Source organism: Anaerotignum sp., from assembly GCF_031981185.1.
Classification (GTDB): domain Bacteria; phylum Bacillota; class Clostridia; order Lachnospirales; family Anaerotignaceae; genus Chakrabartyella.
This window is the reverse complement of record NZ_DALYUL010000004.1, coordinates 138700-163688: the sequence shown is the minus strand read 5'-3', so window position 1 is coordinate 163688 and position 24989 is coordinate 138700. Positions and strand designations below refer to the sequence as shown.

At 39.0% G+C, this 24989-nt stretch carries 24 protein-coding genes; 2 read left to right on the top strand and 22 right to left on the bottom strand.

All coding sequences use genetic code 11. From position 1 onward, the window contains the following. Positions 1-7: 7 nt before the first annotated feature. The 5 genes from RTK36_RS03650 to spoIVB all read right to left on the bottom strand — a co-directional run bounded on the left by RTK36_RS03650 (position 8) and on the right by spoIVB (position 5714). On the bottom strand, positions 8-538 hold the full coding sequence (locus RTK36_RS03650; protein WP_312044445.1) for an NUDIX hydrolase: 531 nt from the start codon (positions 536-538) through the stop codon (positions 8-10). Positions 539-584: 46 nt separating this feature from the next. Beyond that, positions 585-1781: a pyridoxal phosphate-dependent aminotransferase gene (locus tag RTK36_RS03645; RefSeq protein ID WP_312044443.1), complete on the bottom strand. Its 1197-nt coding sequence runs from the start codon at positions 1779-1781 to the stop codon at positions 585-587. 273 nt (positions 1782-2054) lie between these two features. Next, positions 2055-2987, bottom strand: coding sequence for a dipeptidase (locus RTK36_RS03640; RefSeq protein WP_312044440.1), 933 nt, complete (start codon positions 2985-2987; stop codon positions 2055-2057). Between the two features lie 214 nt (positions 2988-3201). Then, entirely contained in the window at positions 3202-4014 is an 813-nt protein-coding gene (locus RTK36_RS03635; protein ID WP_312044438.1) for a sporulation initiation factor Spo0A C-terminal domain-containing protein, read from the bottom strand. A gap of 434 nt (positions 4015-4448) precedes the next feature. Beyond that, positions 4449-5714, bottom strand: a complete 1266-nt coding sequence (spoIVB, locus tag RTK36_RS03630; protein WP_312044436.1) for a SpoIVB peptidase — start codon at positions 5712-5714, stop codon at positions 4449-4451. Between the two features lie 282 nt (positions 5715-5996). Between spoIVB and RTK36_RS03625 the strand changes: the two genes are divergently transcribed. Beyond that, positions 5997-6713, top strand: coding sequence for a GntR family transcriptional regulator (locus RTK36_RS03625; RefSeq protein WP_312044434.1), 717 nt, complete (start codon positions 5997-5999; stop codon positions 6711-6713). A 76-nt stretch (positions 6714-6789) separates the two neighbouring features. Here RTK36_RS03625 and RTK36_RS03620 read toward each other — a convergent pair whose 3' ends face one another. The 13 genes from RTK36_RS03620 to RTK36_RS03560 all read right to left on the bottom strand — a co-directional run bounded on the left by RTK36_RS03620 (position 6790) and on the right by RTK36_RS03560 (position 21129). Beyond that, complete coding sequence (locus RTK36_RS03620) at positions 6790-7449, bottom strand: hypothetical protein (protein ID WP_312044432.1); 660 nt, start codon at positions 7447-7449, stop codon at positions 6790-6792. 584 nt (positions 7450-8033) lie between these two features. Then, positions 8034-9347 (bottom strand): phosphopyruvate hydratase, encoded by a 1314-nt coding sequence (eno, locus tag RTK36_RS03615; protein WP_312044430.1) that lies wholly within the window; start codon positions 9345-9347, stop codon positions 8034-8036. A gap of 176 nt (positions 9348-9523) precedes the next feature. Beyond that, positions 9524-11071 (bottom strand): 2,3-bisphosphoglycerate-independent phosphoglycerate mutase, encoded by a 1548-nt coding sequence (gpmI, locus tag RTK36_RS03610; RefSeq protein WP_312044428.1) that lies wholly within the window; start codon positions 11069-11071, stop codon positions 9524-9526. 26 nt (positions 11072-11097) lie between these two features. Next, the gene (gene tpiA, locus RTK36_RS03605; protein ID WP_312044426.1) at positions 11098-11847 is read right to left on the bottom strand and encodes a triose-phosphate isomerase; all 750 of its coding nucleotides are present in this window, start codon (positions 11845-11847) and stop codon (positions 11098-11100) included. A 14-nt stretch (positions 11848-11861) separates the two neighbouring features. After that, a complete protein-coding gene (locus tag RTK36_RS03600; RefSeq protein ID WP_312044469.1) occupies positions 11862-12731 on the bottom strand; it encodes a polysaccharide deacetylase family protein in 870 nt (289 codons plus the stop codon). 40 nt (positions 12732-12771) lie between these two features. Then, the gene (locus RTK36_RS03595) at positions 12772-13965 is read right to left on the bottom strand and encodes a phosphoglycerate kinase (RefSeq protein ID WP_312044424.1); all 1194 of its coding nucleotides are present in this window, start codon (positions 13963-13965) and stop codon (positions 12772-12774) included. A gap of 232 nt (positions 13966-14197) precedes the next feature. Further along, a complete protein-coding gene (locus RTK36_RS03590) occupies positions 14198-15226 on the bottom strand; it encodes a sugar-binding transcriptional regulator (RefSeq protein ID WP_312044422.1) in 1029 nt (342 codons plus the stop codon). A gap of 125 nt (positions 15227-15351) precedes the next feature. Beyond that, positions 15352-15648, bottom strand: coding sequence for a hypothetical protein (locus tag RTK36_RS03585; RefSeq protein ID WP_312044420.1), 297 nt, complete (start codon positions 15646-15648; stop codon positions 15352-15354). A gap of 14 nt (positions 15649-15662) precedes the next feature. Then, positions 15663-16127, bottom strand: coding sequence for an NUDIX hydrolase (locus RTK36_RS03580; RefSeq protein ID WP_066052263.1), 465 nt, complete (start codon positions 16125-16127; stop codon positions 15663-15665). Positions 16128-16231: 104 nt separating this feature from the next. Then, positions 16232-16888: a PrsW family glutamic-type intramembrane protease gene (locus RTK36_RS03575; protein ID WP_312044418.1), complete on the bottom strand. Its 657-nt coding sequence runs from the start codon at positions 16886-16888 to the stop codon at positions 16232-16234. 151 nt (positions 16889-17039) lie between these two features. Next, positions 17040-18371, bottom strand: a complete 1332-nt coding sequence (locus RTK36_RS03570; RefSeq protein WP_312044415.1) for an ABC transporter permease — start codon at positions 18369-18371, stop codon at positions 17040-17042. After that, entirely contained in the window at positions 18368-20464 is a 2097-nt protein-coding gene (locus tag RTK36_RS03565; RefSeq protein ID WP_312044413.1) for a COG1361 S-layer family protein, read from the bottom strand. The genes RTK36_RS03570 and RTK36_RS03565 overlap by 4 nt, the downstream gene beginning before the upstream one ends. Beyond that, positions 20464-21129 carry an ABC transporter ATP-binding protein gene (locus RTK36_RS03560; protein ID WP_312044466.1) on the bottom strand — a complete coding sequence of 222 codons (666 nt, stop codon included), beginning with the start codon at positions 21127-21129 and terminating at the stop codon, positions 20464-20466. Before RTK36_RS03560 ends, RTK36_RS03565 begins: the two co-directional genes overlap by 1 nt. Before the next feature lie 234 nt (positions 21130-21363). Here RTK36_RS03560 and RTK36_RS03555 point away from each other — a divergent pair, with 234 nt between their 5' ends. Further along, positions 21364-21609, top strand: coding sequence for a hypothetical protein (locus RTK36_RS03555; protein WP_312044411.1), 246 nt, complete (start codon positions 21364-21366; stop codon positions 21607-21609). Positions 21610-21678: 69 nt separating this feature from the next. On the opposite strand, the gene hflX is transcribed toward RTK36_RS03555, so the two are convergent. The 4 genes from hflX to RTK36_RS03535 all read right to left on the bottom strand — a co-directional run. Next, complete coding sequence (hflX, locus tag RTK36_RS03550) at positions 21679-22956, bottom strand: GTPase HflX (RefSeq protein ID WP_312044409.1); 1278 nt, start codon at positions 22954-22956, stop codon at positions 21679-21681. A gap of 24 nt (positions 22957-22980) precedes the next feature. Next, a complete protein-coding gene (gene dapF, locus RTK36_RS03545) occupies positions 22981-23820 on the bottom strand; it encodes a diaminopimelate epimerase (protein ID WP_312044407.1) in 840 nt (279 codons plus the stop codon). A gap of 50 nt (positions 23821-23870) precedes the next feature. Further along, entirely contained in the window at positions 23871-24098 is a 228-nt protein-coding gene (locus RTK36_RS03540; RefSeq protein WP_066052285.1) for a DUF378 domain-containing protein, read from the bottom strand. A 62-nt stretch (positions 24099-24160) separates the two neighbouring features. Next, on the bottom strand, positions 24161-24989 hold an 829-nt coding region (locus RTK36_RS03535; RefSeq protein WP_312044405.1), incomplete at its 5' end, for a M16 family metallopeptidase.

Genomic DNA, 24989 nt, shown 5'->3' with positions numbered 1-24989 from the left:
GTCTGCGTTAAATATGCTTGCTTTTATATGCAAACACCGCAGCGATTGTTTTTCCGTCTTTTATCTGCCCTGAAAAAATCATTTCCAGAGCCTCATCCAGCGTATAGCTTTCCAGTTCAATAAATTCATCCGGATCTAGCTTTTGCTGCCCTTGGGTTAAATCAAACGCAAAATAGAGAGAAATTGTCTCTGAGCAAAAACCAACAGAAGGATAAAATTCACAAAGAAATTCTAATCTGCCGGCTTTTTGCCCTGTTTCTTCTTCCAGCTCTCTGAGAACACAAAGTTCACATACCTCGCAGTCATTCAAAACACCCGCCGGAATTTCCAAAAGCGTTTCCCCAAAAGCATGGCGATACTGACGAACAAAAAGCAGCCTTCCGTCATTCATAATCGGTAATACCGCCGCTGCATTTTTATCTCTAAGTACAGTTTCTCGATAAGCTGCATTTCCATCTGGCATCTCGATTTTATCAATGGTTACTCTAAGAATTTTTCCTCTGTAAGTTTCGTTACTCTCCAATACCTCATAGCTCATGAAAATAACCCCTTTCTATGGGAAAAGCAGTAAAACACTTTTTTACTTACACTAATTCTTCAATCATTTCTCTCAAGCGATCCATACCTTTTTTGATCAATTCCATGCTGGTTGCATAGGAAAGCCTGATATAATCAGGCATCCCGAAATCAGCACATGGAATAACCGCTACAAATTTTTTATCTAGTAAAACCGTTGCAAAGTCAGCCGCAGAATTAATTTCCACACCTTCATGCTTTTTGCCGTATGTCTTAGAAACATCAACAAATAAGTAAAATGCACCTTCCGGTTTTAATGCCTGAATTAACGGAATGGCTTCTTCTCTTTCAAAAATATAATCTCTTCTTTTTTTAAACTCAACGCACATTTCAGCTACACAATCCTGAGAACCATTCAGCGCTGCCAAAGTTGCCATTTGGGCAATGGTATTGGGATTGGATGCCATGTGAGACTGCAAAGAACCCATAAGTTTTGCAACCTCCAAGGGTGCCGCTGCATAGCCGATTCTCCATCCTGTCATGGCATAGCTTTTGGAAACACCATTAATTACAATAGTTCTTTCATAGATTTCCTTGCCTAACGATGCAATACTAATATGCTTTTTGTTTTCATCGTAAATCAACTTTTCATAAATTTCATCGGAAATAACAAAAATATCCTTCTCAACTGCAAAATCAGCAATCATTTTTAAGTCTTCATATGATGTTACCATGCCAGTTGGGTTAGATGGACTGGTCAATACTACAGCTTTTGTTTTCTTAGTATATGCTTGCTCCAGTTCTTCTCTTGTCAACATAAACTGATTTTCTTTTTTTGTATGTATAATAACCGGTTCACCACCAGCAATTTTTACCATTTCTGAATAACTCAACCAATATGGTGCTGGAATAATTACTTCATCTCCATCGTTTAGAATTGCCATAAAAACATTCATCAAGGAGTGCTTGGCACCATTACTGATGATAACCTGCGCTGGTTCATATTCTAAATCGTTATCGTGCTTCAGCTTGTCACATACCGCTTGTCGTAATTCAGGAATACCTGCGGCTGCAGTATATCTTGTTTTCCCGCTTTCAATGGCAGCAATGCCCGCCTTACGTATATGCTCAGGTGTATCAAAATCAGGTTCTCCTACACCAAAAGTTACAATATCCTTACCTTCCGCTTTTAATTGCGTGGCTTTGGAAGATATAGCCATAGTACTTGAGGGTTTGATACACAATGCTTTTCTTGATAATTCCATAAATTCTACACCTCATAATTGTAATTTATATAAAAGAACATCCTAATTTTCATCAAGGAAACTAACAATTTCTTAAAAAAAATTTGTTTTGCTTCTTAAACATATTATCAAAAAGCATTAATAAAGGCAAGATATTTAATGAATTTGGCACTGCAATAAATGATAAATATTTTTCCTTTTTTAAACTCTTTTTCGGTATTTTTACTCCTTGCCATTAATGCGGCACTATATAAAAATGAGGCTCTCTTGTCACTCCCACATTTTTTTTATTTCTTACAATACTTCCTTCAAAACACGCAATAAATTCTCAGAAAAAATTTTTTCCGCCACCACTTTTCCAAACTCATTTTCTATTCTTATAAATAACGCGTCCATATCCTGAACACCGTTTATTTCCTTTGGTGTTAAGTGAATTCCGTCAAAATCAGTACCTAAAGCGATAAAATCTTCTCCCATAACAGAAAGCATATGTTGAATATGGCTTAAAATGTCATCAATACCACCCTGTCCATATTTCACGATAAAAGGAGAATACAAATTTAGGCCTACCACACCGCCCTTTTCTGCAATTTTAAGCAACTGATTATCTTTTAGGTTTCGTGGTACATCGCAAATTGCTCTTGCATTAGAGTGACTGGCGATAAAGGGTTTTGTTGCAAATTTTACAACATCTGAAAACCCCGCTTCCGAAAGATGTGAAACATCAACAAGCATTCCCAACTCTTCCATCTCTTCAATCACCTGTCGTCCAAACCTTGTTAACCCTCCACGACTGTCCTCCTCTGCCACACCATCAGCCAGCCGATTTCGATGGTTCCATGTCAACGTTATGGATCTAACACCTAAACGATAATAGGTACGAATGGCAGAAATTTCCCCCTCAAGTGCTTCCCCTCCCTCTAAAGCAAGCAACGCACTGATTTTATTTTCTAGCCCGTTCTTTATCACATCCGAATAGCTATTGATATGGGCAATTGCCTGAGCATTTTTCTGCAACTGACTATAATAAAATTCAATATACTTCATAGTTTGCCGCATGGAAATTGGATGATAATTAGAATCCAGCCAAATTGCAAAAAATTGCAGCGGTGCACTAAACTTATTTAAACGAACAATGTCAATATGCCCGTCATTAGAAAACAACTCCTGATTTTTTTCAAAAAGTCTTACAATGGTATCACAATGTCCATCTGCATATCTTACCACATTCTCATCTCCATTCTTTTTATTCTATATAATTATAGTAGGACTTGGAGAGAAAGAACTTAACTGTAATATTTTTCCATCATTTTATTTCGTTTCTTGCATTGCTATATTCAAAATCTTATTTTTTAATCAAAAAACCCTCTTTGCAAATCGCAAAGAGGGAAAATTTTAATATTTTGAGGGTTTCTACAAAAAACTTGATTCATATTATTTGTTAACTGATTTTTTTAGAAACCTCATTCTGACGAATACGGAAATATTCTGTTAAAGCAGCAATAAATTGTCCATTTGTAGGCTTGTCCGGCGTCAAATACCCAACAACTTCAAAATACACCTGTTGACCATTCTTCTTCCATGCACTTTCGATTGCATGACGAATTGCCCTTTCAACTTTGCTTGCCGAGGTTTTGAATAGTTTACCAATATCAGGATACAACCCTTTTGTAATCCCAATTAAAACTTCTTCATTATCAACTGCCATCATAATTGCTCTTCTGATAAAGTGATACCCCTTAATACTTGCAGAAATTCCCATTCGACTTAGTGTTGCCGATATATCTGCTTCTAAATTGTGATAACTGCTCTCCATCACATATATCGACGCTTCTTCCTTGGTACTGCCAATTGATTCTTGCATTTCTCTGTTGTCGCCTTCTACTAATTGGTGGATACGCTCCAGCAACAGTTCGCCTTGAATGGGTTTCGCCATATAATAATCAGCACCCAGTCCAATTGCTCTTCTTACCAGCTTATCGCTGTCCATTGCCGAAATCAAAATACAAATACAATCGCTACCTAGCTTCTTGAGACTCTCTAAAACCCAAAAGCCATCACGATCTCCTAAAAGAATATCCAGGAGTACAACATCTGCGTTTAGCTTTCTGACCATCTCCAGAACCGCTGGGCCACTGTCTGTCATGCCGACAACAGTCATATCACCCTTGCGTTCTAAGCAACGCTTTAGTTTTTGCAAATAGAAACCATCCCTATCTGCAAGAACTACCTTTAACTTTTCTGATTCGTTCATTTTGACTCCCCCATTCTTAAATTAAGTTTTTCGGTTGAAAAGGCTTCCCTTCCTTTCTCCCGCAAGCACTATTATAACATGGAAATAATTATCCGTCAGTATTCGAGAACATTTCGCAAGATTTTTACCTTTCAAAGTTTTTTGTCAATCTTTACTCACCAAACATTCCTATAAAATTACAATTGAGTATTAATTAATAAAAAATAAAATGAAAAATAGTATGAAATATTTTTTTAGTATAAAATCTGACAAATATTATTCACTATCACCTATAAATGTTGTAGGATGTAGATGTCTACATAATAATCATTGTAGTTTTTATGGTATACTAATTGAAAAAATATTATAAAATCAGCCATTTCTATACAATAAGACTAGATAAAGGAGATATCTCTCATCTAGAAATATCTCCTTTATCCGAAAATCTTCAAAACTCATTTTTTGTTCATTTCCCCAAGCATAGATTCAATAAAGGTTCCATAACCTTGCTCGGGACTATTTACCAACACATGGGTCACTGCTCCAATCAGTTGGCCATTTTGTATTATGGGGCTTCCACTCATTCCTTGAACAATACCGCCTGTCTTTTCTAATAGCCTTTTATCTGTAACACGAATCATCATGTCCTTGCCGCTTCCTTTACCAATGCTTTCAATTTCAATCTCGTATCTTAAAACATCTACTCCCTCAATATTGGATAGAATTTCAGCTTTACCTAATTTTACTTCTTGTTTCAACCCTATGGGCAGAGCAGTGCCACTAAACTCATCTGGTTGATTTAAAGTTCCATAGATACCAACTTCGGTGTTTTTTCTTACTGTTCCTAGTTCTTTATCACGTTCTATTATCCCCGTCAGTTCTCCTGGCTCGCCTTTTTTCCCTTTAACAATATCCGTCAATTCCGACGAAATAATTGTCCCCTTTTTAATAATCATCAATCCTCCGGTGTCAACGTCAAAAACACCATGCCCTAATGCACCAAATTGATTGGATTTTGGGTCATAAAAGGTTATTGTGCCTATGCCTTGAATACTGTCTCTTACCCAAACGCCCAATTTAAAGGCCTGTTCAGTCTGGCTATATACTGGAGATAATGAGGTATGCTTTTGTTCGCCCTTTCTTTCTAACAATACGTCAATTTTTGCTCCGTTGCTTTTAGAAACCACATCAATAAATGTTTCTTTATTGATAAGCTCTCTTCCGTTTGCTTTTAGCAGAAGATCTCCGGATTTTAAAAGACCTCTGCAAGGCTCTTTCGTTTCATTTCCATTCACACTTACTTCTCCTGTTCCCAGAACCAAAAGACCTTTTGTATCAAGGCTTACACCAACAGTTCTGCCAACAGGAACTAACATGGTTTTTGGTATTACTGTTGCATCTATGGTTTTTATGGGCACCGCATTACATAAATAAAAGGTTACTTTTGTTGTTCCTGCCTGAATAGGATTTGCCAAAATGGAGGAACCTAAAGACAAATGAAAAGCGTCTGCCAATGGTTTTGTGGTAACACCCAAAACGCCAACGCTTTCCTCTGTTTTGGCCGAAATTGGAAGTTGCGTGGCAATTTCCGTTCTCTCACCCTCCAAAAGTGTCAAATTATTCGGCAGAAGCCAGCTTACACTGCACCAGAGCAGTGTTGGGATCAGAACCGCCGCAACAGGTATCAATAGACGGCGCTTATTTTCTTTTTTTAACCACATAAGTCCCACTCCCGACTGCCGCTGATTTTGAAACAAAAATATTTTTTTTGCTTCACAATTAATTTGACCAAACAGAAACCTTGATATACAACCTATAAAATACAAAAAAACCAAATGCCCAATTTCAGAGTCTTTCAGCGTTCTGGCACATTTTTCGTTAAGATGAATGACTAGGGTTTACAATGTGAATTTGAAGCATTATAATAAATAAAGAATCATTTTGAATTTTATTTCATGTTTTTTAAATTGAATTTGTAAATTAGAAAGAAAGAGGTACAATATATGGAGCATGCGGAATCTCTGTTAGACTACGCTTTTCGCGAAATTCGGGCACGCATACAAAACGGTACATATCCACCTGGATCAAAATTATCCACACAGGAAATCTCTGATTCTTTAGGAATCAGCAGGACCCCTGTTGTTTCTGCGATTAACCGCCTGGTTGCCCAAGGTTTGGCAATCGCGTTGCCCAGACGGGGTGTCATCGTTGCAGATTTTTCACCACAGCAGTTAAAAGAAATTATTGAAGTACGTGAAATGTTTGAACTTTACGCCGTAAAGGGTGCAATTCAAAATATAGATTATTCTGGAGAAATTTTGGATGAAATGGAACAGGTGGCAAAGGAACTTGCCGGGATTGACAGTCAAAATTTCAACCTGGCAACAGAACTTGAAATCCGTTTTCATACACTGTTTGTTACCCTTGCCGGAAACTCACAATTAACAAAACTGTATATCAATAATTGGAATATCGGAGCTATGTTTCAAATTTTTATGCTTTCTAAAATGCCTTTGTCAAAGCATCAACCTTCCTTTGATCAGCATTTAGAGATTATTCAGCTACTAAAAGATAAAAAAGAAGCAGCTCTGCTTGATTTCATCCCCAATCATTTAACACCCGTTTATGGTGCCATTGAATGGATTATGCGAAATGGTAATATGGACATGCAGGATTTGTTTAAAATCATGCTGGCAAAAGCAGAAGAAAAACAGATCTAAAAGAAGAATAGTCAAACATGATTAAAATCGAAAAGGCATCCTTTCTGTATAAGCAAGGATGCCCTTTTCGATTTTTTTATTCATCAACCCAGTATATTTCATAAATTCTCCACTTATCATCGTCAGATTTTTTTCCGCAAAGAAAAAGTCTCCGATATTCCCCATTCCCTAGCTGAGGTCCCCTTTTTAAAGCCCCTTCTGACCATTGCATAGACATATCCACCTGAACAATTGCAAATTTAGAAAATTGATATTTTAAGATATCTCTTGTGATTAGATGTTTATAAATATATTCCGAATTCTGAAACTCCTCCTTCATCCATGTGGATAAACTATGAATAATATACTCCTGCATGTAGGCACCCTCTGCAAATCTTTTCTTTTCGTTACTAGCAGAAATTTTAAGTGACTCGTTATCTCCATATATCCCAGAAAGTTTGTCGTATTCCCCTTTTATATCATAGTAATAGTCATGAAATACTAAATCCTCAACAATATTCGCTGGTGTTACTTCTGCCGCAAAATGACGGTCACCCACAGTCTCATCTAATATCCCTGTAAATTCATAGTCAGGAAATTCTGTAACATAGTTTTCCAGCGCTTTTTCCTCTTCCTCCTGGCTAATTTCTTTAAATTCTTGGGATTCCATGAAGACTTCTTCTTCCTTAATGGCAGTGCAACCAGTAAAACAACTTGTCACCAAAGCAAAAATAATAAGATTTTTTATTTTTTTCATATGTATCCCCCCTTTAAAAATCATGTTATTAAAGATGTGTTAATCATTGTATATCTAACATCATAACATTTTTTCACATGGGAATAATTAACATATTTCTTAAATTTGTACTTTAGCTTTAAACATAAAATAAATGTACAAGATTCAAATGGAAGAATCCACATATCGTTTTTTACTTATAATTTCTTCATAAAGATATTTTATCAGCGCTCAATTTTTAAAACTTAATTCTCTGAATTCTAGAAAGTTAAATTACATTCACCTGCTTAAAGAGTTCATATAGAATTATTATATTGATTAGTGCCAAGGCAATTAATACATTAGTAAGAATTGTTCTTATTACCTTACCAATTTTGCGCAGCTTTATCAATACGAATGGTCAGATGTACTTTCCATTTTTTCTCCCCTTCCTAAGCAAACCTGCTAAATCTTTCATTATATGGTGGTCAACAATTAATTCCAAAGCTATAAGTTGCTGAAATATTTACAATAGTCCGCATCCTTATCTTCTTTCGTTACAACAAAAAAATAAGGCTTTCTATGATTAATACACCATAAAAAGCCTTATTTCACATTTAGTTAAATTACTTTATATTAAAGAATGCATCCATGCCTGCAAATTCTGCTGCATCGTCCAGTTCTTCTTCAATTCTCAGAAGCTGATTGTATTTTGCAACACGGTCTGTTCTAGCAGGCGCACCTGTCTTAATCTGTCCCGCATTCACAGCCACAACGATGTCTGCAATGGTGGTATCCTCTGTTTCGCCACTTCTGTGGGAAACAATAGCTGTCATTTTATTTCTGTTTGCTAACTGAATTGCATTGAAAGTTTCTGTCAATGTACCAATTTGGTTTACTTTAATCAAAATAGCGTTTCCGGCTTTCAGTTCAATACCCTTTTGTAAACGTTCTGTGTTTGTAACAAAAAGGTCGTCACCAACCAGCTGAACCTTGTCGCCCAATTCCTTGGTCAATAACTGCCAGCCTGCCCAATCTTCCTCAGCCAAACCATCTTCGATGGAGACAATGGGATATTTGTCAGCCAATGTCTTCCAGAATGCAACCATTTCTTCGGATGTTCTTACAATCTCTTTGCCGGCCATTTTGCTTTCTCCGGGGAAATGATACTTGCCATCTTTTTCGTCGTACAATTCTGTCATAGCAGGGTCTAAAGCAATTTTAATTTCTTCTCCCCACTTGTAACCTGTTGCTTCAACAGCCTCTTTAATCAGATCAATAACAGCATCTGCTGTAGGCAAGTCAGGTGCAAAACCGCCTTCATCACCTACTGCTGTAGAAAGGCCTTTGTTTTTCAAAACCTTTTTCAGCATATGATAGATTTCAGCACACATACGGAGAGCTTCCTTGAAGGAGGGAGCACCAACTGGCATAATCATAAATTCCTGAATATCTACTGTGTTGTCCGCATGCTTGCCACCGTTCATAATGTTCATCATAGGAACAGGCATAGTTTTTGCATTAAAACCACCCAAATACTGATATAAAGGCATATCCAAAGCTTCCGCCGCAGCCTTTGCCACAGCCATAGATACACCAAGAATAGCGTTTGCACCTAATTTTGCTTTGTTGGGTGTGCCATCCAATGCAATCATAGCTTTGTCAACAGAAACTTGATCCAAAGCATTCATACCAATGATTTCTTCTGCAATAATGTCGTTTACATTATCAACTGCCTTCTGCACGCCAGTACCGTTGAATCTCTCTCCACCATCACGCATTTCCACCGCTTCAAAAGCTCCTGTGGAAGCACCACTGGGAACAGCAGCACGACCCATAATGCTGTCATCAACAATAACCTCAACTTCAACCGTAGGGTTGCCTCTGGAGTCCATAACCTCTCTTGCATAAACATCTGTAATTTCAAAAAAACCTTTCATACGTAACTTCCTCCTTGTATTTTCTGGTTCGCCTTATAAAAATCTTAGAACACTGTCCAAAATCTTTCATACCTTTTATAGGCAAAAGCGAATCTATACTATAAAAAACAATTTTAACAATAACAAAAGTAAAAAACGACTATGATTACCGCTTTTCCATCGAAATCTTTAAATACTCACTTGCTGATCAGCAAGCTTTTTCCCGTCATTTCCTCAGGAATCGTCAAGCCCATCATTTCCAAAAGGGTAGGTGCAATGTCTGCCAATCTGCCACCATCTCTTAAACCAACACCATCGGTATAATTAATTAACACAAAAGGCACTGGATTTGTCGTATGAGCTGTAAAAGGTTCATGGGTCACATAATCAATCATTTGGTCACTGTTACCATGATCCGCGCACATAAACATATTAGCACCCGTTTCCAATAGCGCTTCCAATACTCTACCCACACATGTATCGACTGCTTCCACAGCTTTGATTGCAGCTTCAATGATACCGGTATGCCCTACCATATCAGAATTTGCATAATTAACAATAATTAAGTCATATTCCTTAGAACGGATTGCTTTCACCAAACCATCCGTTACCTCATAAGCGCTCATTTCCGGCTGTAAATCATAGGTTGCAACCTTTGGAGAAGGCACAAGCCAGCGATCCTCATTGGGATTTGGTTCTTCCACACCGCCGTTAAAAAAGAATGTAACATGGGCGTACTTTTCTGTTTCAGCGGTTCTTAATTGCTTTAAACCCAAAGAGGATATATAAGTTCCCAATGTGTTAGTCAATTTCTGAGGTTTAAATGCAACCTCTTTATTGGGTATGGTAACATCATATTCCGTAAAGCAGACATACTTTAAATCCTGCAATACCTTTTCTCTTTTAAAACCATCAAAATCAGGGTCACAGATTGCTCTTGTAATCTCCCTTGCCCGATCTGGACGGAAATTAAAGAAAATGACAGCATCATGATCAGCAATTTTCCCCTTTGCCATGCCCTTTTCATCCACAATCACAGTGGGTGGCACAAATTCATCGGTCTTACCTTTATCATAAGACTGTTTGATCCCATCAATGGCATCTGTAGCTGTTACGCCTTTGCCTAAAATCATGGCATCATAGGCTCCTTGCACTCTTTCCCATCGTTTATCACGATCCATGACATAGTAGCGCCCCATTACAGTGGCAAACTCACCAATCTCCATCTCACGCATTTTTTCCGCTAATTCTGCGGCAAAATCCGCTCCCGATGAAGGAGGGGTATCTCTACCATCTAAGAATGCATGTACATAAACCTTTTCCAAATCATGCTTTTTTGCTAGTCTTAGCAGTGCATATAAGTGGGTGTTGTGGCTGTGAACACCTCCATTAGAGACCAAGCCAAATAAATGTAGGGCTGAAGCATTTTTCTTGCAATGTTCAATGGCATGAAGCAGCTCCTGATTTTCGTAAAAATCTCCATCTTCAATTGCCTTCGTAATACGGGTTAACTCCTGATACACAATACGTCCAGCTCCCATATTCAAATGTCCCACTTCAGAGTTCCCCATTTGTCCTTCAGGCAAACCAACGTCACGACCGCTGGCATATCCTTTCACAAAAGGGTACTTTTTAAAAATACCATCTAAAACAGGTGTATTTGCCTGTTTAATTGCATTTCCCTCAGTTTTTTCATTCAAGCCAAACCCGTCTAATATCATCAATACTGTTGTTTTTTTTCCCATATTTTCACCTTGCTTTCCTCGCTTGGTTATTTCTGATAGTGTACAATCTCCTGAAACTCTTCTTTTAAGCTGGCACCGCCAACCAATCCACCATCAATATCCGCCATAGCAAACAATTCTGCCGCATTTTTGCCACTCACACTGCCGCCATATTGAATTCTTACATTTTCTGAAACTGCTTCACCATAAACCTCACCTACTACCTGACGAATAGCCTTGCAAACCTCTTGTGCTTGCAGTGAAGATGCAGTTTTGCCTGTGCCAATTGCCCAAATAGGTTCGTAAGCAATTATAGTTTTTTCAACCTCGTCAGTACTCAAACCAAGTAATCCGCATTTCACCTGCATACGAATCCATTCTATTGTAATTCCTGCTTCTCTTTGCTCTAAGGTTTCCCCACAGCACATAATAGGAGTAATTCCAACTTTTAAAGCCTTCTTAACTTTTTTATTTACCATTTCGTCTGTCTCACCAAAATATTGACGACGTTCAGAATGGCCTAAAACAACATAGGATACTCCCATCTCTTTTAGCATTAGGGGAGAAACTTCTCCTGTATATGCACCGCTGTCCTCAAAATGCATATTTTCGGCTCCAACACCAATTCCACTGCCCTTCAATTCTTCCAAAACAGAATATAAATCAACAAAAGGTACACAAAAAACTACATCAACTGCTGAGGATGCAACCTTGTCCTTCATCAGCCTGCAAAATTCTATCGCCTCTTTGGGCGTTTTGTTCATTTTCCAGTTTCCTGCTATAATCTTTTTTCTCATGAACCTCACCTCTCTTACGGCACAAAGCTTTTTCTCGCCGTGCGCTCTATGTTTTCCATCAAAGTTTGACCATCCCACCCGGATTCCACAGCAATTCTTGGAATCTCGTAGCGTGATGTTTGTTTTGTAATAACCTTTTGCTCTACCGTGAATAATAAGTCAAAGTCCATTTCTTTCAGGCCTTCTTGGCATTCAACGGTGAAATGTCCATTGGGAAACGCCAAAGCCTTGCAGGCATCTTGTCTCAGATACGTTTGCAGTGCAATTTCTCCCTTGTCCACTTGGTCAAGAAATTCATCTTCTGTTTCCATATCCGCAGGTATGTGGTTTGCTGTATGGTTATATATTTTAACCAATCGGCTATCCACCATTTTCTTTGCTTGCTGCCAGTCAAATTTCTGTAATCCAGTCTGGTTTGTAATGCTATCCGTTACAACAAAGATAGAGGCAGGGACACGATATTCTTGAAAAACCGGAAAAGCCAATTCATAGTTACTCAAATAACCGTCATCCATAGTAATGCAAACATATTTTTTATCTAATTCGAGGCTAAATTCATCTTTTCCTTTTTTTCTATTTTGAACCTTCTCTTTTTCCACCCGCTGAAGGAGTTCACTCAAAGTTTCCAGAGAAATAATTTCATAACCTGCATTCTTTAAATAAGAAATTTGATCCCTCAGCTCGGCTTGGGTGGTAACAACGCCGTTTCCCTCGCCCATATCTCGTATTGCAAAATGATGATACATTAATACTGGAATATAGTCTGTGGGCGGAAAAATCGTTTTCTCCGCCGGTTCTATCAATTCTTCTTCAACACAGTCCATGGCAACAACCGTTTTTCCCCAAGCAGTCAGCTGAAAAAGCAAACTGCATAACAAAACCATCACTGCGAATATTTTCCCCTTGCGTTTCATAATTCAAGCCTTATTTATCTTGCACTGCTACTACGCCCGGCAAGTCCTTTCCTTCCAAAAATTCCAACGATGCACCGCCGCCTGTGGAAATATGGGTCATTTTATCCCCAAAGCCCAACTGATTTACCGCTGCAGCAGAGTCGCCACCACCAATAATTGTTGTTGCATCAATATCCGCCATTGCCTGGGCTACTGCCTTAGTTCCAGCTGCAAAGTTTTCGAATTCAAACACACCCATTGGGCCATTCCAAATAACTGTTTTAGCACCCTTAATTGCATCTGTAAATAGCTCTCTGGATTTTTCACCAATATCTAGTCCCATCCAGCCATCGGGAATTTCCAATGCTGATACTGTTTTAAATTCTGTATCATTCTTAAATTCCTTGGTTATTACCGTATCCACAGGAAGCAATAGTTTAACGCCTTTTTCTTCTGCTTTATCTATCATTTCCTTGGCATAAACCACCTTGTCTGCTTCCAGCAAGGAGTCTCCAACCTTGCCCCCCTTAGCTACAGCAAAGGTATATGCCATACCGCCGCCAATGATTAGTGTATCCACTTTGTCCAATAAATTGTTGATAACATTGATTTTATCAGAAACTTTAGAGCCACCCAAAATTGCCACAAAAGGGTGCTGCGGGTTATTCACAGCATTTCCCAAAAATTCAATTTCTTTCTCCATTAAATACCCAACAGCAGATTCCTTTACAAATTCCGTCACCCCTACAGTGGAGCAGTGAGCTCTATGGCTACTACCAAACGCATCGTTTACAAAAACATCAGCCAAAGAAGCCAGCTCCTTGCTAAGTGTTTCGTCATTTTTTGTTTCTTCCTTCCGATAGCGTGTATTCTCCAATAATATAACATCGCCATTCTGCATTGCTGCCACAGCTTTTTTGGCATTCTCGCCCACAACCGTATCATCTTTAGCAAAAACTACCTCTTTCCCTAGCAATTGAGAAAGTCTTTTTGCCACAGGTGCTAAAGAAAGTTCGGGCTTTGGTTCACCCTTTGGTTTGCCCATGTGGGAACAAAGGATAATTTTCCCACCATCTTCCACAAGCTTTTTGATTGTAGGGAGGGCGGCTGTTATTCTATTTTCATCAGTGATTGCCCCATCCTGTAAGGGCACGTTAAAGTCACATCTGACCAAAACCCGTTTCCCTTTTACTTGTAAATCATCAACCGATTTTTTGTTTAACATTTTTTCAGTCTCCTTTCTGATCACAGAACTGCTTCTACCAAATATGTTATACTTTTCCCCAAAACTTTGATTTTCAATTCATCTTGAGCCATTGGTGCCATTATGACAAAAGCTTTATTAAATGGCATATACTCTGTTGTAGAACCCAATATTTTATAATATTCATATTGCAAAAGTCCCCTAGACAGCAAACGAATTTCAAATTTAAGAGTTAAAAATAATCCTTCATGTTCTATGCCTCTAAAGCTCTCAGCATTTTCAGCGCAGCCCCTTCGTCGGTAATAAATATACCACTGGGAATGCTTTTGCTTACAGCTAAAATGCTCTCCGCCTTTTTCTCCCCGCCAGCAACCACAATAACCTCATCCATCTTGCTGATTTGATCAAAATCAATGGCAATAGAACGGGTTCTGTAAAGCACTTCACCACTTCGGTTAAAATAATAACCGCAGGCTTCTGCAATTGCATCCTGTTTTACTAAGTTGGCCATTATTTCTGCATCTAACCTACGTTTTTCCGCCATATCCAATGCATTGCCCACACCTAAGAGTAAGATGTTCGCCCGTTCCATTTCCTGTATGGTTTCTAGAATTTCCGGCTGCTTTTTCATTTCCTCTAATGCGGTTTCGCTTAAATTGTCCGGCAAATGCAACAGTCGATACTCCGCTTGCAATTTCTCAGCTAGCTGTACTGCCAAAGTATCTGCTTGTAATTCCATTCTTCTCCCAATACTGCCTCTGGCGGGCACAACCATTTTAGCCATAGACTTAGACATTTCTGGCGCCGCAAGCACCAGATCTTCCATAGATGAACCACCGGTAATGGCAATACAGCTTTTCTCATCGGTCTTCTCCAAAAGATGCCGCATGGCAAGCTGTCCCATTTCCTTACGACTACGCTCACTGACATCTGCGTCGCCTTGTGCAATAAGTACACGCTTAACACCTAAAAGCATTGCTAACTTTTCCTCCAAAACGGATAATCCCGTCATAATGGAGAAAACTGTATCAAGCCCCTCTAAAACTTCCATGCCCTCTTCTGTAACAACCATACCTGTCTTTGAAACCAGAACCAGCTTTTGCACACTAAACCGCTCAATTTCACTGCGAACCGTTCTTTCTGTCATCCCTAAAGCAAGCACCACCATTCTTCTTCCACAGGGCTGCAAAAGGCGTACGGTCTTTAAAACACGATACCTTTTAATCATTTCTTCTGTCAAATCAGGTGCAATTTTACGAATTAATTGCAGTTTGTCTTCCATGTCACACCTTCCTTTGGTCTTTTTTTGTCCTATCCTATTTTTTTTGTCCCAACCAAAAGAAAAAAAGGGAGGTGGCGCGCAGTCAGTAGTAAAAACCATACCGGCCACCTGCCGCCCCATCTTCCTTATACTTTCTCTACCTTTACGGAATCATCAATATCCTTATCTGTGCAGCAGCAATCATCTTCGTTGCAGTATTCATCTTCAAGATCGTCCCAATCATAATCCCAATCTTCATCGTATTCGTCATCCATTTTTGTTTTCAGTAAATAAACAACACCTAAAGCTACCACTGCCAAAACAGCAGCAAGAACTGCTAAAACAATAAACAATGTTTTTTTCTCATCATCTTCTTTGTGTAATACTACGATTTTATCCTTCAAATCTTCAAAACTGGGTTTTAGCTCAAAATACTTTTTCATACTCCATTACTCCTTTACGTTTTTTTTTCAGAAAATTTCCGTTTCAGAAATTCCTTATTCTTACGCATTTCACTATACTCATAATATGCTTTTTTTAAAATCTGGCGTTCGTCGTTAAATTTTAACAGATGATAGGCTTCATGGAATTTATAAAAACCTGCATCGGCGAAATATTCTTCACTTTGAGGCTTACAAAAAAAGGAATTGGCACTCATCAAATACCAATGTACTGTTTTGTTTACGGTATCCTCACTGCCCTTAAAGGTATATTGGGTTTTCCCTACATACTTGATAATTTCACCGGTGGCACCGGATTCTTCCTTTACCTCACGCAAAGCGGTTTGCCGATAGGTTTCGCCTTCTTCCACAGTGCCCTTGGGCAATACCCAACCCATATATCTGCCGTTTTGGTTTTTATATAAGAGGAGAATTTTCCACTTATAAATCACAACGCCTCCACAGCTCACCGCTTCTACCACTGGTTGACCTCCGTAATTGTGTTATTTTCTGCCAAGTATTCTGTTTTAATCAGTATACCGCTTTTTCCTATTTATTTCAAGTCCAACAGTAAAATCGTGTCATTTTATTCTCGAAAAGGTGAAATTCGTACCAGCTCTTTAATGTGTCTTAGGGCTGACCACCATAGCCATGCTTCCAATATCCAAAAAGGAATCCAGAAAAACGAAAATTTCTCAAGCAGAAAATAATTATATAAGGCATGAACCAAATATGGAACGAAAAATGCAAGCCAAAGATGTTTTTTCCCTCCAAAAAACTTAGCTAGCCCTAAATAATAACCCATTTGTACACCAAATAATCCATGTCCCGGAACAGAAAGAAATGCCCTGGAAAATGCAGAGCTGTACCCCCCCATAACCGGATGTGTTACATATATAATGTTTTCAATCCACGCAAACCCCAAGGAAATAAAAACGCCATACACAATACCATCCAAAGGTTCATTAAAATTACCATTTCTCCATATTAAAAGTACCAAAAATACATACTTCGTCACCTCTTCAACTCCTGCTGAGCTGATGAAGGATGTATAAATGGGCGACTCTACATGGGGAAAAATTTTTTCCAATCCCAATCCAACTGCATAAATCACGGCAGTCGTGTAAATTCCGTACAATAATCCTAGAAAGAGCATTCTCCATGGCTCTTTTTCATATTTATCCCTTACATAAATATAAAATAGCCCTAGAAAAACCGGTGCAGCTGCCAGCTGGATTAACATCTTAAATCAATCCCTTTTTGTTATGACATTTCTTCCTCCATAGTCTTTCCAAAAAATCGTGAGTTATCATCTTTTCCATGAAAAAACACACTATTTTTTTGTTTATAATCAAAAATAGTGTGTTTTCATATGTTTCTTTAGAATATTTATATTATTCTGTTTTAATTGCCGATAATGCACTTAGCTTCATTGCTCGTTGAGCAGGCAAATATCCTGAAAGAACGCCGATTACCGTTGCAAAAGCAATGGAACCAAGATATAACCAAAGCGGTATGGAGGAAGACATATCACTGCCTTGCTGCATGGCTACAAAATTAACCAGCTTTGATGTAACAAAGCTTACACCAATACCTAAAATCCCCCCTGCAAATCCAATAAATGCAGCTTCTGTTAAGAATAGCAGCTTAATATCTCTAAGAGAAGCACCAATTACCTTCATAATACCAATTTCTCTGGTTCTTTCATAAATTGCCATAACCATGGTATTGGTAATGCCGATTGCCGCAACTACCAATGAAATGGCGCCAATTGCTCCTAAAACCATACGGAGCATTTTCGTGGTTTCTTTCATAGCATCCAATTCATCTGATAAGCTGGTGGCCCGATAACCCATGTCCTTAATCTGCTGTTGTACAGCCTGAACATTTTTAATATCTTTTACCTTAACCATTACCTGTTCATATTCATGAGATTGTTGTTTCTGCCCTCTCCCACCGAAAGAACCATTCTGTTTTTTCTCCCAATCTTGCTGAGCCTTCTCGATTTTTTCAAGCTCTTTTATGGGCATAATGACACTCCAGCCATTACTTCCTTCAGCAGACATGGTTCCAACCACTTCGAACTTATTGGATTTAATGGTTTTATCAGCATGTTTTGAACCATAACTCCAGTCATAGCTAACTTCAACCTTTTCCCCAACCAATTCTAACTGGGGTGGTTCTGAATTCATTCTCATCTCCCAATTTAATTTAGGGTCATAAAATTCTACACCACCACCTACGACGATGGATTTTACATCCTCACCGTTCAAAGCCCGGCCATCTTCAATTTTATAGCCCAGAGCCTCCATAGCTGCCGGATCAAGTCCTATAATATTTGCATCCGAAACATATTTGCCGCTTCCAAGCATCAGGTAAAGATTTTTAATTGGAGAAACTGCCTCTACCCCAGCCATTTGGCGAAAAGATTCCACTGCCACAGCATCCAAATTTACTTTCTTACCGTTTTTCTTGGCATCATTTGCAAAATCATCGTCTTGCATGTAGCGGCCATTATCGCCATTGGGCGAATATACATCAATTACTTGCAGGCTCCCCCAACTTTCAAGTTGACGGGCAAAGCTCTCATTCATTCCAATTCCGATGGATACCATTACAACAATGGAAGCCGTACCAATTACAACACCAAGCACCGTTAGGAATGTTCGGAGCTTTCGCTTCAACAAATTACGAAGAGCCATATCTAATAAGTCCTTCGTACTCATAAAGACATATCCTCTCTGTCATCTTCGTCCTCTTCGTCTATGTCATTTTCGCTTTCCGCAAAAGTATTCTGAGGTTCTTGTTTTTGACGTCTAATAAAGATAAATAATGCCATGGCCAAAAGTGCTAATATGGAAACAGAAATCATAACTTTCTTCATATCCATGGGCGGTGTTTCGTTATTTGTATCATCTAAATCATCAGGCATCATAGGTTCTGTAACATTTAATACAAAATCTCTGCGTTCTTCCTTCAACTCACCCGTTGCATCTTCATAGGAAATCACAATGCTTACAGGTACTTCCCCACTGTTATTGGGCGTAAAAGAAGTCTCAAAATATTCTCCGTTACCTGACTCCATGTTGCCAATATATGTACTCTTGTTCTGGCACTCAACGTCGCCCTCTACCTTAACCATAACATTATTCAGTGTTACCTTACCTGTATTGTTATAGCCAAAGGAAACGGCAACTGGCGTACCCATTTCCACTGTTTCAGGCATTGCAAAATCATCCACTTGCATTTCGGTAACCTGTTTTACATTAATACCAAGCAATTCTGTTGCAGTATATTCCTTGCCTGCAGCATCCTCATATTCAAAGTTTACCGTCAAAGTATATGTCTTAGGCTGAGCTTCAGGAACGACATATAAACGCAATTTCTTTTGTGTCTTTGCTTTTGGTCCAATCGCATCAAAATAGAATGTATTACTGCTGTTTACAGGAGTAAAAATATTTCCTGATTTTTGACTGTCAGAAGAGGTTTCCTCCGCTAAAGTTAAAAACATTTTAATATTTTTAACGCCTTTTGTCGCATGGGTATTTAAAATGTCCATGTTTAAGTCAAACTCATGCCCTGCCATAACAATTAAAGGATTGCATTCATAGTTGCTTACAATTAACTTTGGTTTGCTGGCAGTTTCCTCATCCTTGCTAGGATTGCTCACATTAACTCCCGCATACTGCTTAAAGGAGGTTACCGCTGTTCCACTCGATGTGTATTCTGTTGTAAAAAGTATTGCATAATTTTGAGATTTTGCTTCTGCAGTTCCCGCAAAGGTAAAGGTGAGGGTTGTTGTTGCGCCTGCCTTTAATTCAGAAATTGTTTTCACACTTGCCGATTTAGGAACCACTGCAGTAGCATCTACAGGTTCTGCTTTCACCACAATATTTTTTGCTGAAATCTTACCACTGTTATACAAATCAAAGCTGACTGTGAAATTCTGATTTACGCCATAAACACCGCTGGGTTCTTTCATATTGCGAATCTCCAACTGAGATTTCTGCCCTGCTACGCCACCTACATTCACATAATAATCCTGTGCTTTTTCAACTGCTTTTCCAAATTTATCTTTGTACTTCAACTTGATGGACACAGGATAGTTGCCTGCCGCCATATCCGCGCTGGCTACCAGTGAAAATGCAAAATTTGCACTGCCATCAATAGGTATGTTTGCAAAATGCTTACTGCTAAAGCCACCGCTTAAACTGATTTTGTCTGTAGACAAATTCTCTAAGCTTATATCTACATCCTGCATATCCTTCTCACCGTTATTAACAATTTTACCACTTAAGTTGGCACTGCTACCGGGAGACATACTTTCTGGACTAAGGGCCATAGCATCCAATTTAAAGCTTGGTTCATCATCAAACCCTTTCATTTTTAAGTAAATTGTTTCCGAACTGGTAAAAGTTGAATCATTGGTATTTCGATATGTAAAGTCCAAAGTTACGGGGTAGCTTGACTCCTTCACCTCGCCATTAATATTAACAACCAATGTAACATTCTTATATCCATTTGCGCCTACACTTCCTAAATCACCGCCACCTGGAATGGTCACTCGAAAAGGATCTGTGGGGCTTCTCTTTACGCTGACATAAACATTATCCGCGGGTGCTCCACCTTTATTTTTCACTTGAATGCTGGCACGGTTTTCCTGTCCCGCCACAACCTCAATCAATCCATCCCCGCCAACTATTATTTTGGGGGAACCGTTTTCGCTAAAATCATCTGCAAAAATGACTGACGTTTGCCCCAGAACCATGGAACACATCATAATCAATACAAATACCCTTTGAAACAACCTTTTACTCATCACTCTTTCTCTCCTTCAACCTGCGTTTTGTCCTCGATACGTTCTATTGTTCCGTCTGAGAGCATAACAATTCTATCTGCATACTCTGCCAGCTCTAAATCATGGGTTACAATTACTAGGGTTTGGTTATTTTTCTTTGCCATAGCCGTAATCAAATCCATCATTTCATATGTTGTGCGAGTGTCCAAATTTCCTGTTGGCTCATCTGCAAATACTACCTGAGGGCTGTTGATAAATGCTCTGGCAATACTAACCCTTTGCTGCTGTCCACCACTCATTTCATGAGGCTTATGATAGGCTCTTTCTTCCAGACCAACATTTTTTAGCATCTCCATCGCCCGCTCATTCCGCTCCTTCAGAGGAACATTCTTAAAAATCAGCGGTAGCGTAACATTTTCCATTGCCGTTAATGTTGGCAAAAGATTGTATGACTGAAATACAAATCCAACATATTTCTGCCTAAAATCCGCCAATTGATCCTCATTCATCCGCTCTATGTGTTTTTTGTTAAATATAATTTCACCGGAAGAGGGTTTCTCCAATCCCGCAATCAAATTTAATAAAGTGGATTTGCCTGAGCCTGACTTTCCAAGTAAACAGCATACTTCCCCTTGTCGGATATTTAAGCTGATGCCATTTACAGCCTGAATATGTTCCTTGCCCATTTGATAAATCTTTTTTACATTTTTAATTCGAATTACATTTTGACTCAAGCTTCACACTCCCCTACATTAAAAAATAATGTCGATTTTTAATATTAATCGTAACATATACTTGTTACAGAATTGAACCAGAAAGCTTAAATTTTTCTTAAAATACGGTTTCAATTCGGTAATTTGGTTACTTTTGGTTGCCATCCCACCGTCGTCCTGATATCCTGAAATCAGGAGGGGTTTCTTATGATTACCATATTCAACCGCAAAGAATTATTTATTACCTATTCTTTAGAAAAGCAAGCAGAAATACGAAATCTTCTTTCAGCCCATAAAATTGAATATACCATCTCCACCATGGGCAACTTTTGGCAAACTAATTCCCGAGGTAATGGTAACATTTTACCTGTCGGAACCCAAACAGAATACAAAATTTATGTAAAGAGACAAGATTACGAAGAAGCCGTTTATATTTTAAACGTAAATGAATAAAATTAGTTCCCATTTTTCCCTGTAAAAAATCTCCTAGGATTTAATTTTAATAAATCCTAGGAGATGCTTTTATTGTTTATATTTCTCTAATCGGTTTGCAGACTCTTCATCCACATATATCTCTAATAAAACACCTTCTGGCGTATGCTCTTCCCGAATGATTTCACACCGCCCATGAACCCATCCAATGAGTCCCCCTTCTGTGTAAGGAACCAAAGCCACCATGGATTTTCGAAAACTTTTTAATAAGTTTTCAACCATACCCAGCATTCCATTCAATCCATCACCATTAAATGCTGATACCTGGGCAATTTCTCTTGCCTTCATATCCAATGGCAATGGTAATTCCACGTCTCTATCCATTTTGTTGAACACAGTAATAACAGGCGTATCACCACATCCCAAGTCTTCCAATGTTTTATACACCACCTGCATCTGTTCCTGCCTATTGGCATTGGATGCGTCTACTACATGGAGCAGAATATCCGCAAATTTTAATTCTTCTAAGGTTGCCCGAAAAGCTTGTACCAAATGGTGAGGTAACTTTTGAATAAATCCTACGGTATCCGTTAGTAATATTTCAGAACCATTAGGTAACTCCACTTTTCTTGTTGTTGTGTCAAGGGTAGCAAACAGCTTATCCTCCGCCAAAACCCCTGCATCTGTCAATTTATTAATCAGTGTAGACTTCCCCGCATTTGTATATCCAACCAAAGATACCACAGGAGTCCCCTTTTTTCCTCTTTGGCTTCTCAATAATTCCCGGTGAGTCTGTATCTCTTTTGCCGCACTCTTTAATTCAGCAATACGGTCTTTGATATACCGTCTGTCCGTCTCCAGTTTTTTCTCACCGGGACCCCTTGTGCCAATACCACCACCCAATCTTGACATTGATGCACCCATGCCTGTCAAACGGGATAAACGGTACTTTAACTGTGCCAACTCAACCTGTATTTTACCTTCACCGGAAATTGCTCTTGCTGCAAAAATATCTAAAATTACGATGGTTCTGTCCATCACCTTGGTTTCTAGCATTCGCTCTAAGTTCTTCAGCTGTGCCGGCGAAAGCTCATCATCGCAAACAACACCCGATGCACCATATGTCTCCACCATCATTTTTAGCTCTTCAATTTTGCCCTTGCCTAAGTAATGACCGGGGTGCACCCGCTCTCGCTTTTGTATGCTCCTGGCCACAGCAACCGCCCCTGCTGTACGAACCAACTCTTCCAATTCGTCTAAGCAAGCCTCTGTTTCCATGGTTGAGCGACTATTGCGTTCATCCGGCTCAACAGCAAATAAAATCACTCTTTCCTCTAAATCCGCGGTATCATGTAAATCTTTCGCCATATATTTCCTCCTCTATCTCCAACATCAAACGCCTTTTAACCAAACACCGTCAAAGGAAAAAGCAGCTGGGCCTGTCATATATACGTGATTGTCTTCTTCATTCCAATGGATTGTCAGTTCACCACCAAGGAGAGACACTTTCACTTCCCTGTCGCAAAACCCATTTAAAATAGATGCAACCACCGACGCACAGGCACCTGTGCCACAGGCAAGGGTTTCGCCGCTTCCCCTTTCCCAAACACGCATCTTGATGTGATCCCTTCCTAAAATCTGTACAAACTCAACATTTGTCTTTCTTGGAAATACCGGATTATTTTCCACCTGTTTTCCATACTCTTCAACGGGAAAATGTTCTGTTTCCTCTACAAAAGTAATTCCGTGGGGATTCCCCATAGATACACAGGTAAACGGGAATTCATTATTATTGATTACGATTCTTTTTCCAATCACAGGACTGGTTTCATGCATGACAGGAATTTTCTCCGCCGCCAATATAGGCTCACCCATGTCTACCTTAACTGTTTTTACAATTCCTTTTTCAATATTACATTTTAAATATTTAATTCCACCGGCAGTTTCCAAAGAGATTTCTTCCTTTTTTGTTAGACCTCGTTCATAAGTATATTTCCCAATGCAGCGCACTGCATTTCCGCACATTTCTCCTTCTGAACCATCCAGATTAAACATGCGCATGCGAAAATCCGCCTTCTCCGAAGGCATTATTAAAACTAAACCATCAGCGCCAACGCCAAAATGCCGTTCACTCATGGCAATGGCTAACTTTTCAGGCTGTTCCACCACTTCTTCAAAACAGTTGATATAGATATAATCGTTCCCGCAGCCTTCCATTTTTGTAAAACGCATTTTGCTCCCCCTGTTCTATGTAAAGCAGCGGTTTCCCGCTGCAACTTTCATTAATGTCTTGCAATACGAACGGTAGGGTTTTCTTGTACAAGGGAATTGTAGAAAGATAATGACCAAAGCCCTGCCAAGCCAACCAAACCAAAAATCACTCTGGAGATCCAGAACATATTTCCGCCAAAGATGCTGGTTACAACATCATAGCCGAAAAAGCCAATCAATCCCCAATTTAACGCACCGATAATCACCAGTGTTAATGCTATTGCATTTGCAGTTTTCATAAAAGACCTCCTATATAAAAGAATTACGGAATGATACCGCTATCCTTATTATCCCTCGGATTCTATGATTTATGAAAAACTTTTTTTCCTATTTTGTCAATATCTTTTCCTTTTACGTTTCCTACTGCACTCCAGCTCACTTTTTCCGTATCAAAAATCATATTTGTAACCTGCAAAATATCTTGGGCTGTTACCTCGCTAAGCTTACCAATGACCTCTTCCGAATCCTGAACCACACCACGCAGAAGCAATGCAGATCCTGATGCTGTCATTCTATTCAACGTACTTTCCGTACCAATGATATAGTTGCTAATCAACTGTTCCTTGGTCACATCAATGAGTTTTTGTGGTAATTGTTTCTTTTTTACATCTTCAATTTCCTGCAAGATAAGTTCATATACCTTCTCCAATTGATTGGGATTCATTCCTCCACAAACCGAGAATAACCCCGAATCAGAAAACGACGTGGTGTAGCTATAAATGGAATAGGTTAAACCATTTTCTTCCCGCACCCTTTGAAACAATCTAGAACTCATTCCACCGCCAAAAATGGTATTAAATACACCAAGGGCATACTTCATTGGATGGTCACGTTCTACGCTGGGAAAAGCTACACAGCTATGCACCTGCTCCACATCCTTCTCCCGTACCACATGAGCGATATGATATTCTGCTTTTGAATCATATTGGGTAAAGGGTAGCTTTCGTTCCCAAGTCCCAAAGGCTCTGTTCAGCTCTTCCATCACTTCGTCAGTTTTAAAATTTCCTGCGATTGATAGCACAATATTTTCCGGCTGATAGTTTCTTTCATAATAATTTCTGATACTCTCTGAAGTAAAAGCAGAGATTGTCTCCGTGGTTCCCAAAATAGGCATTCCTAAGGAGCTTCCC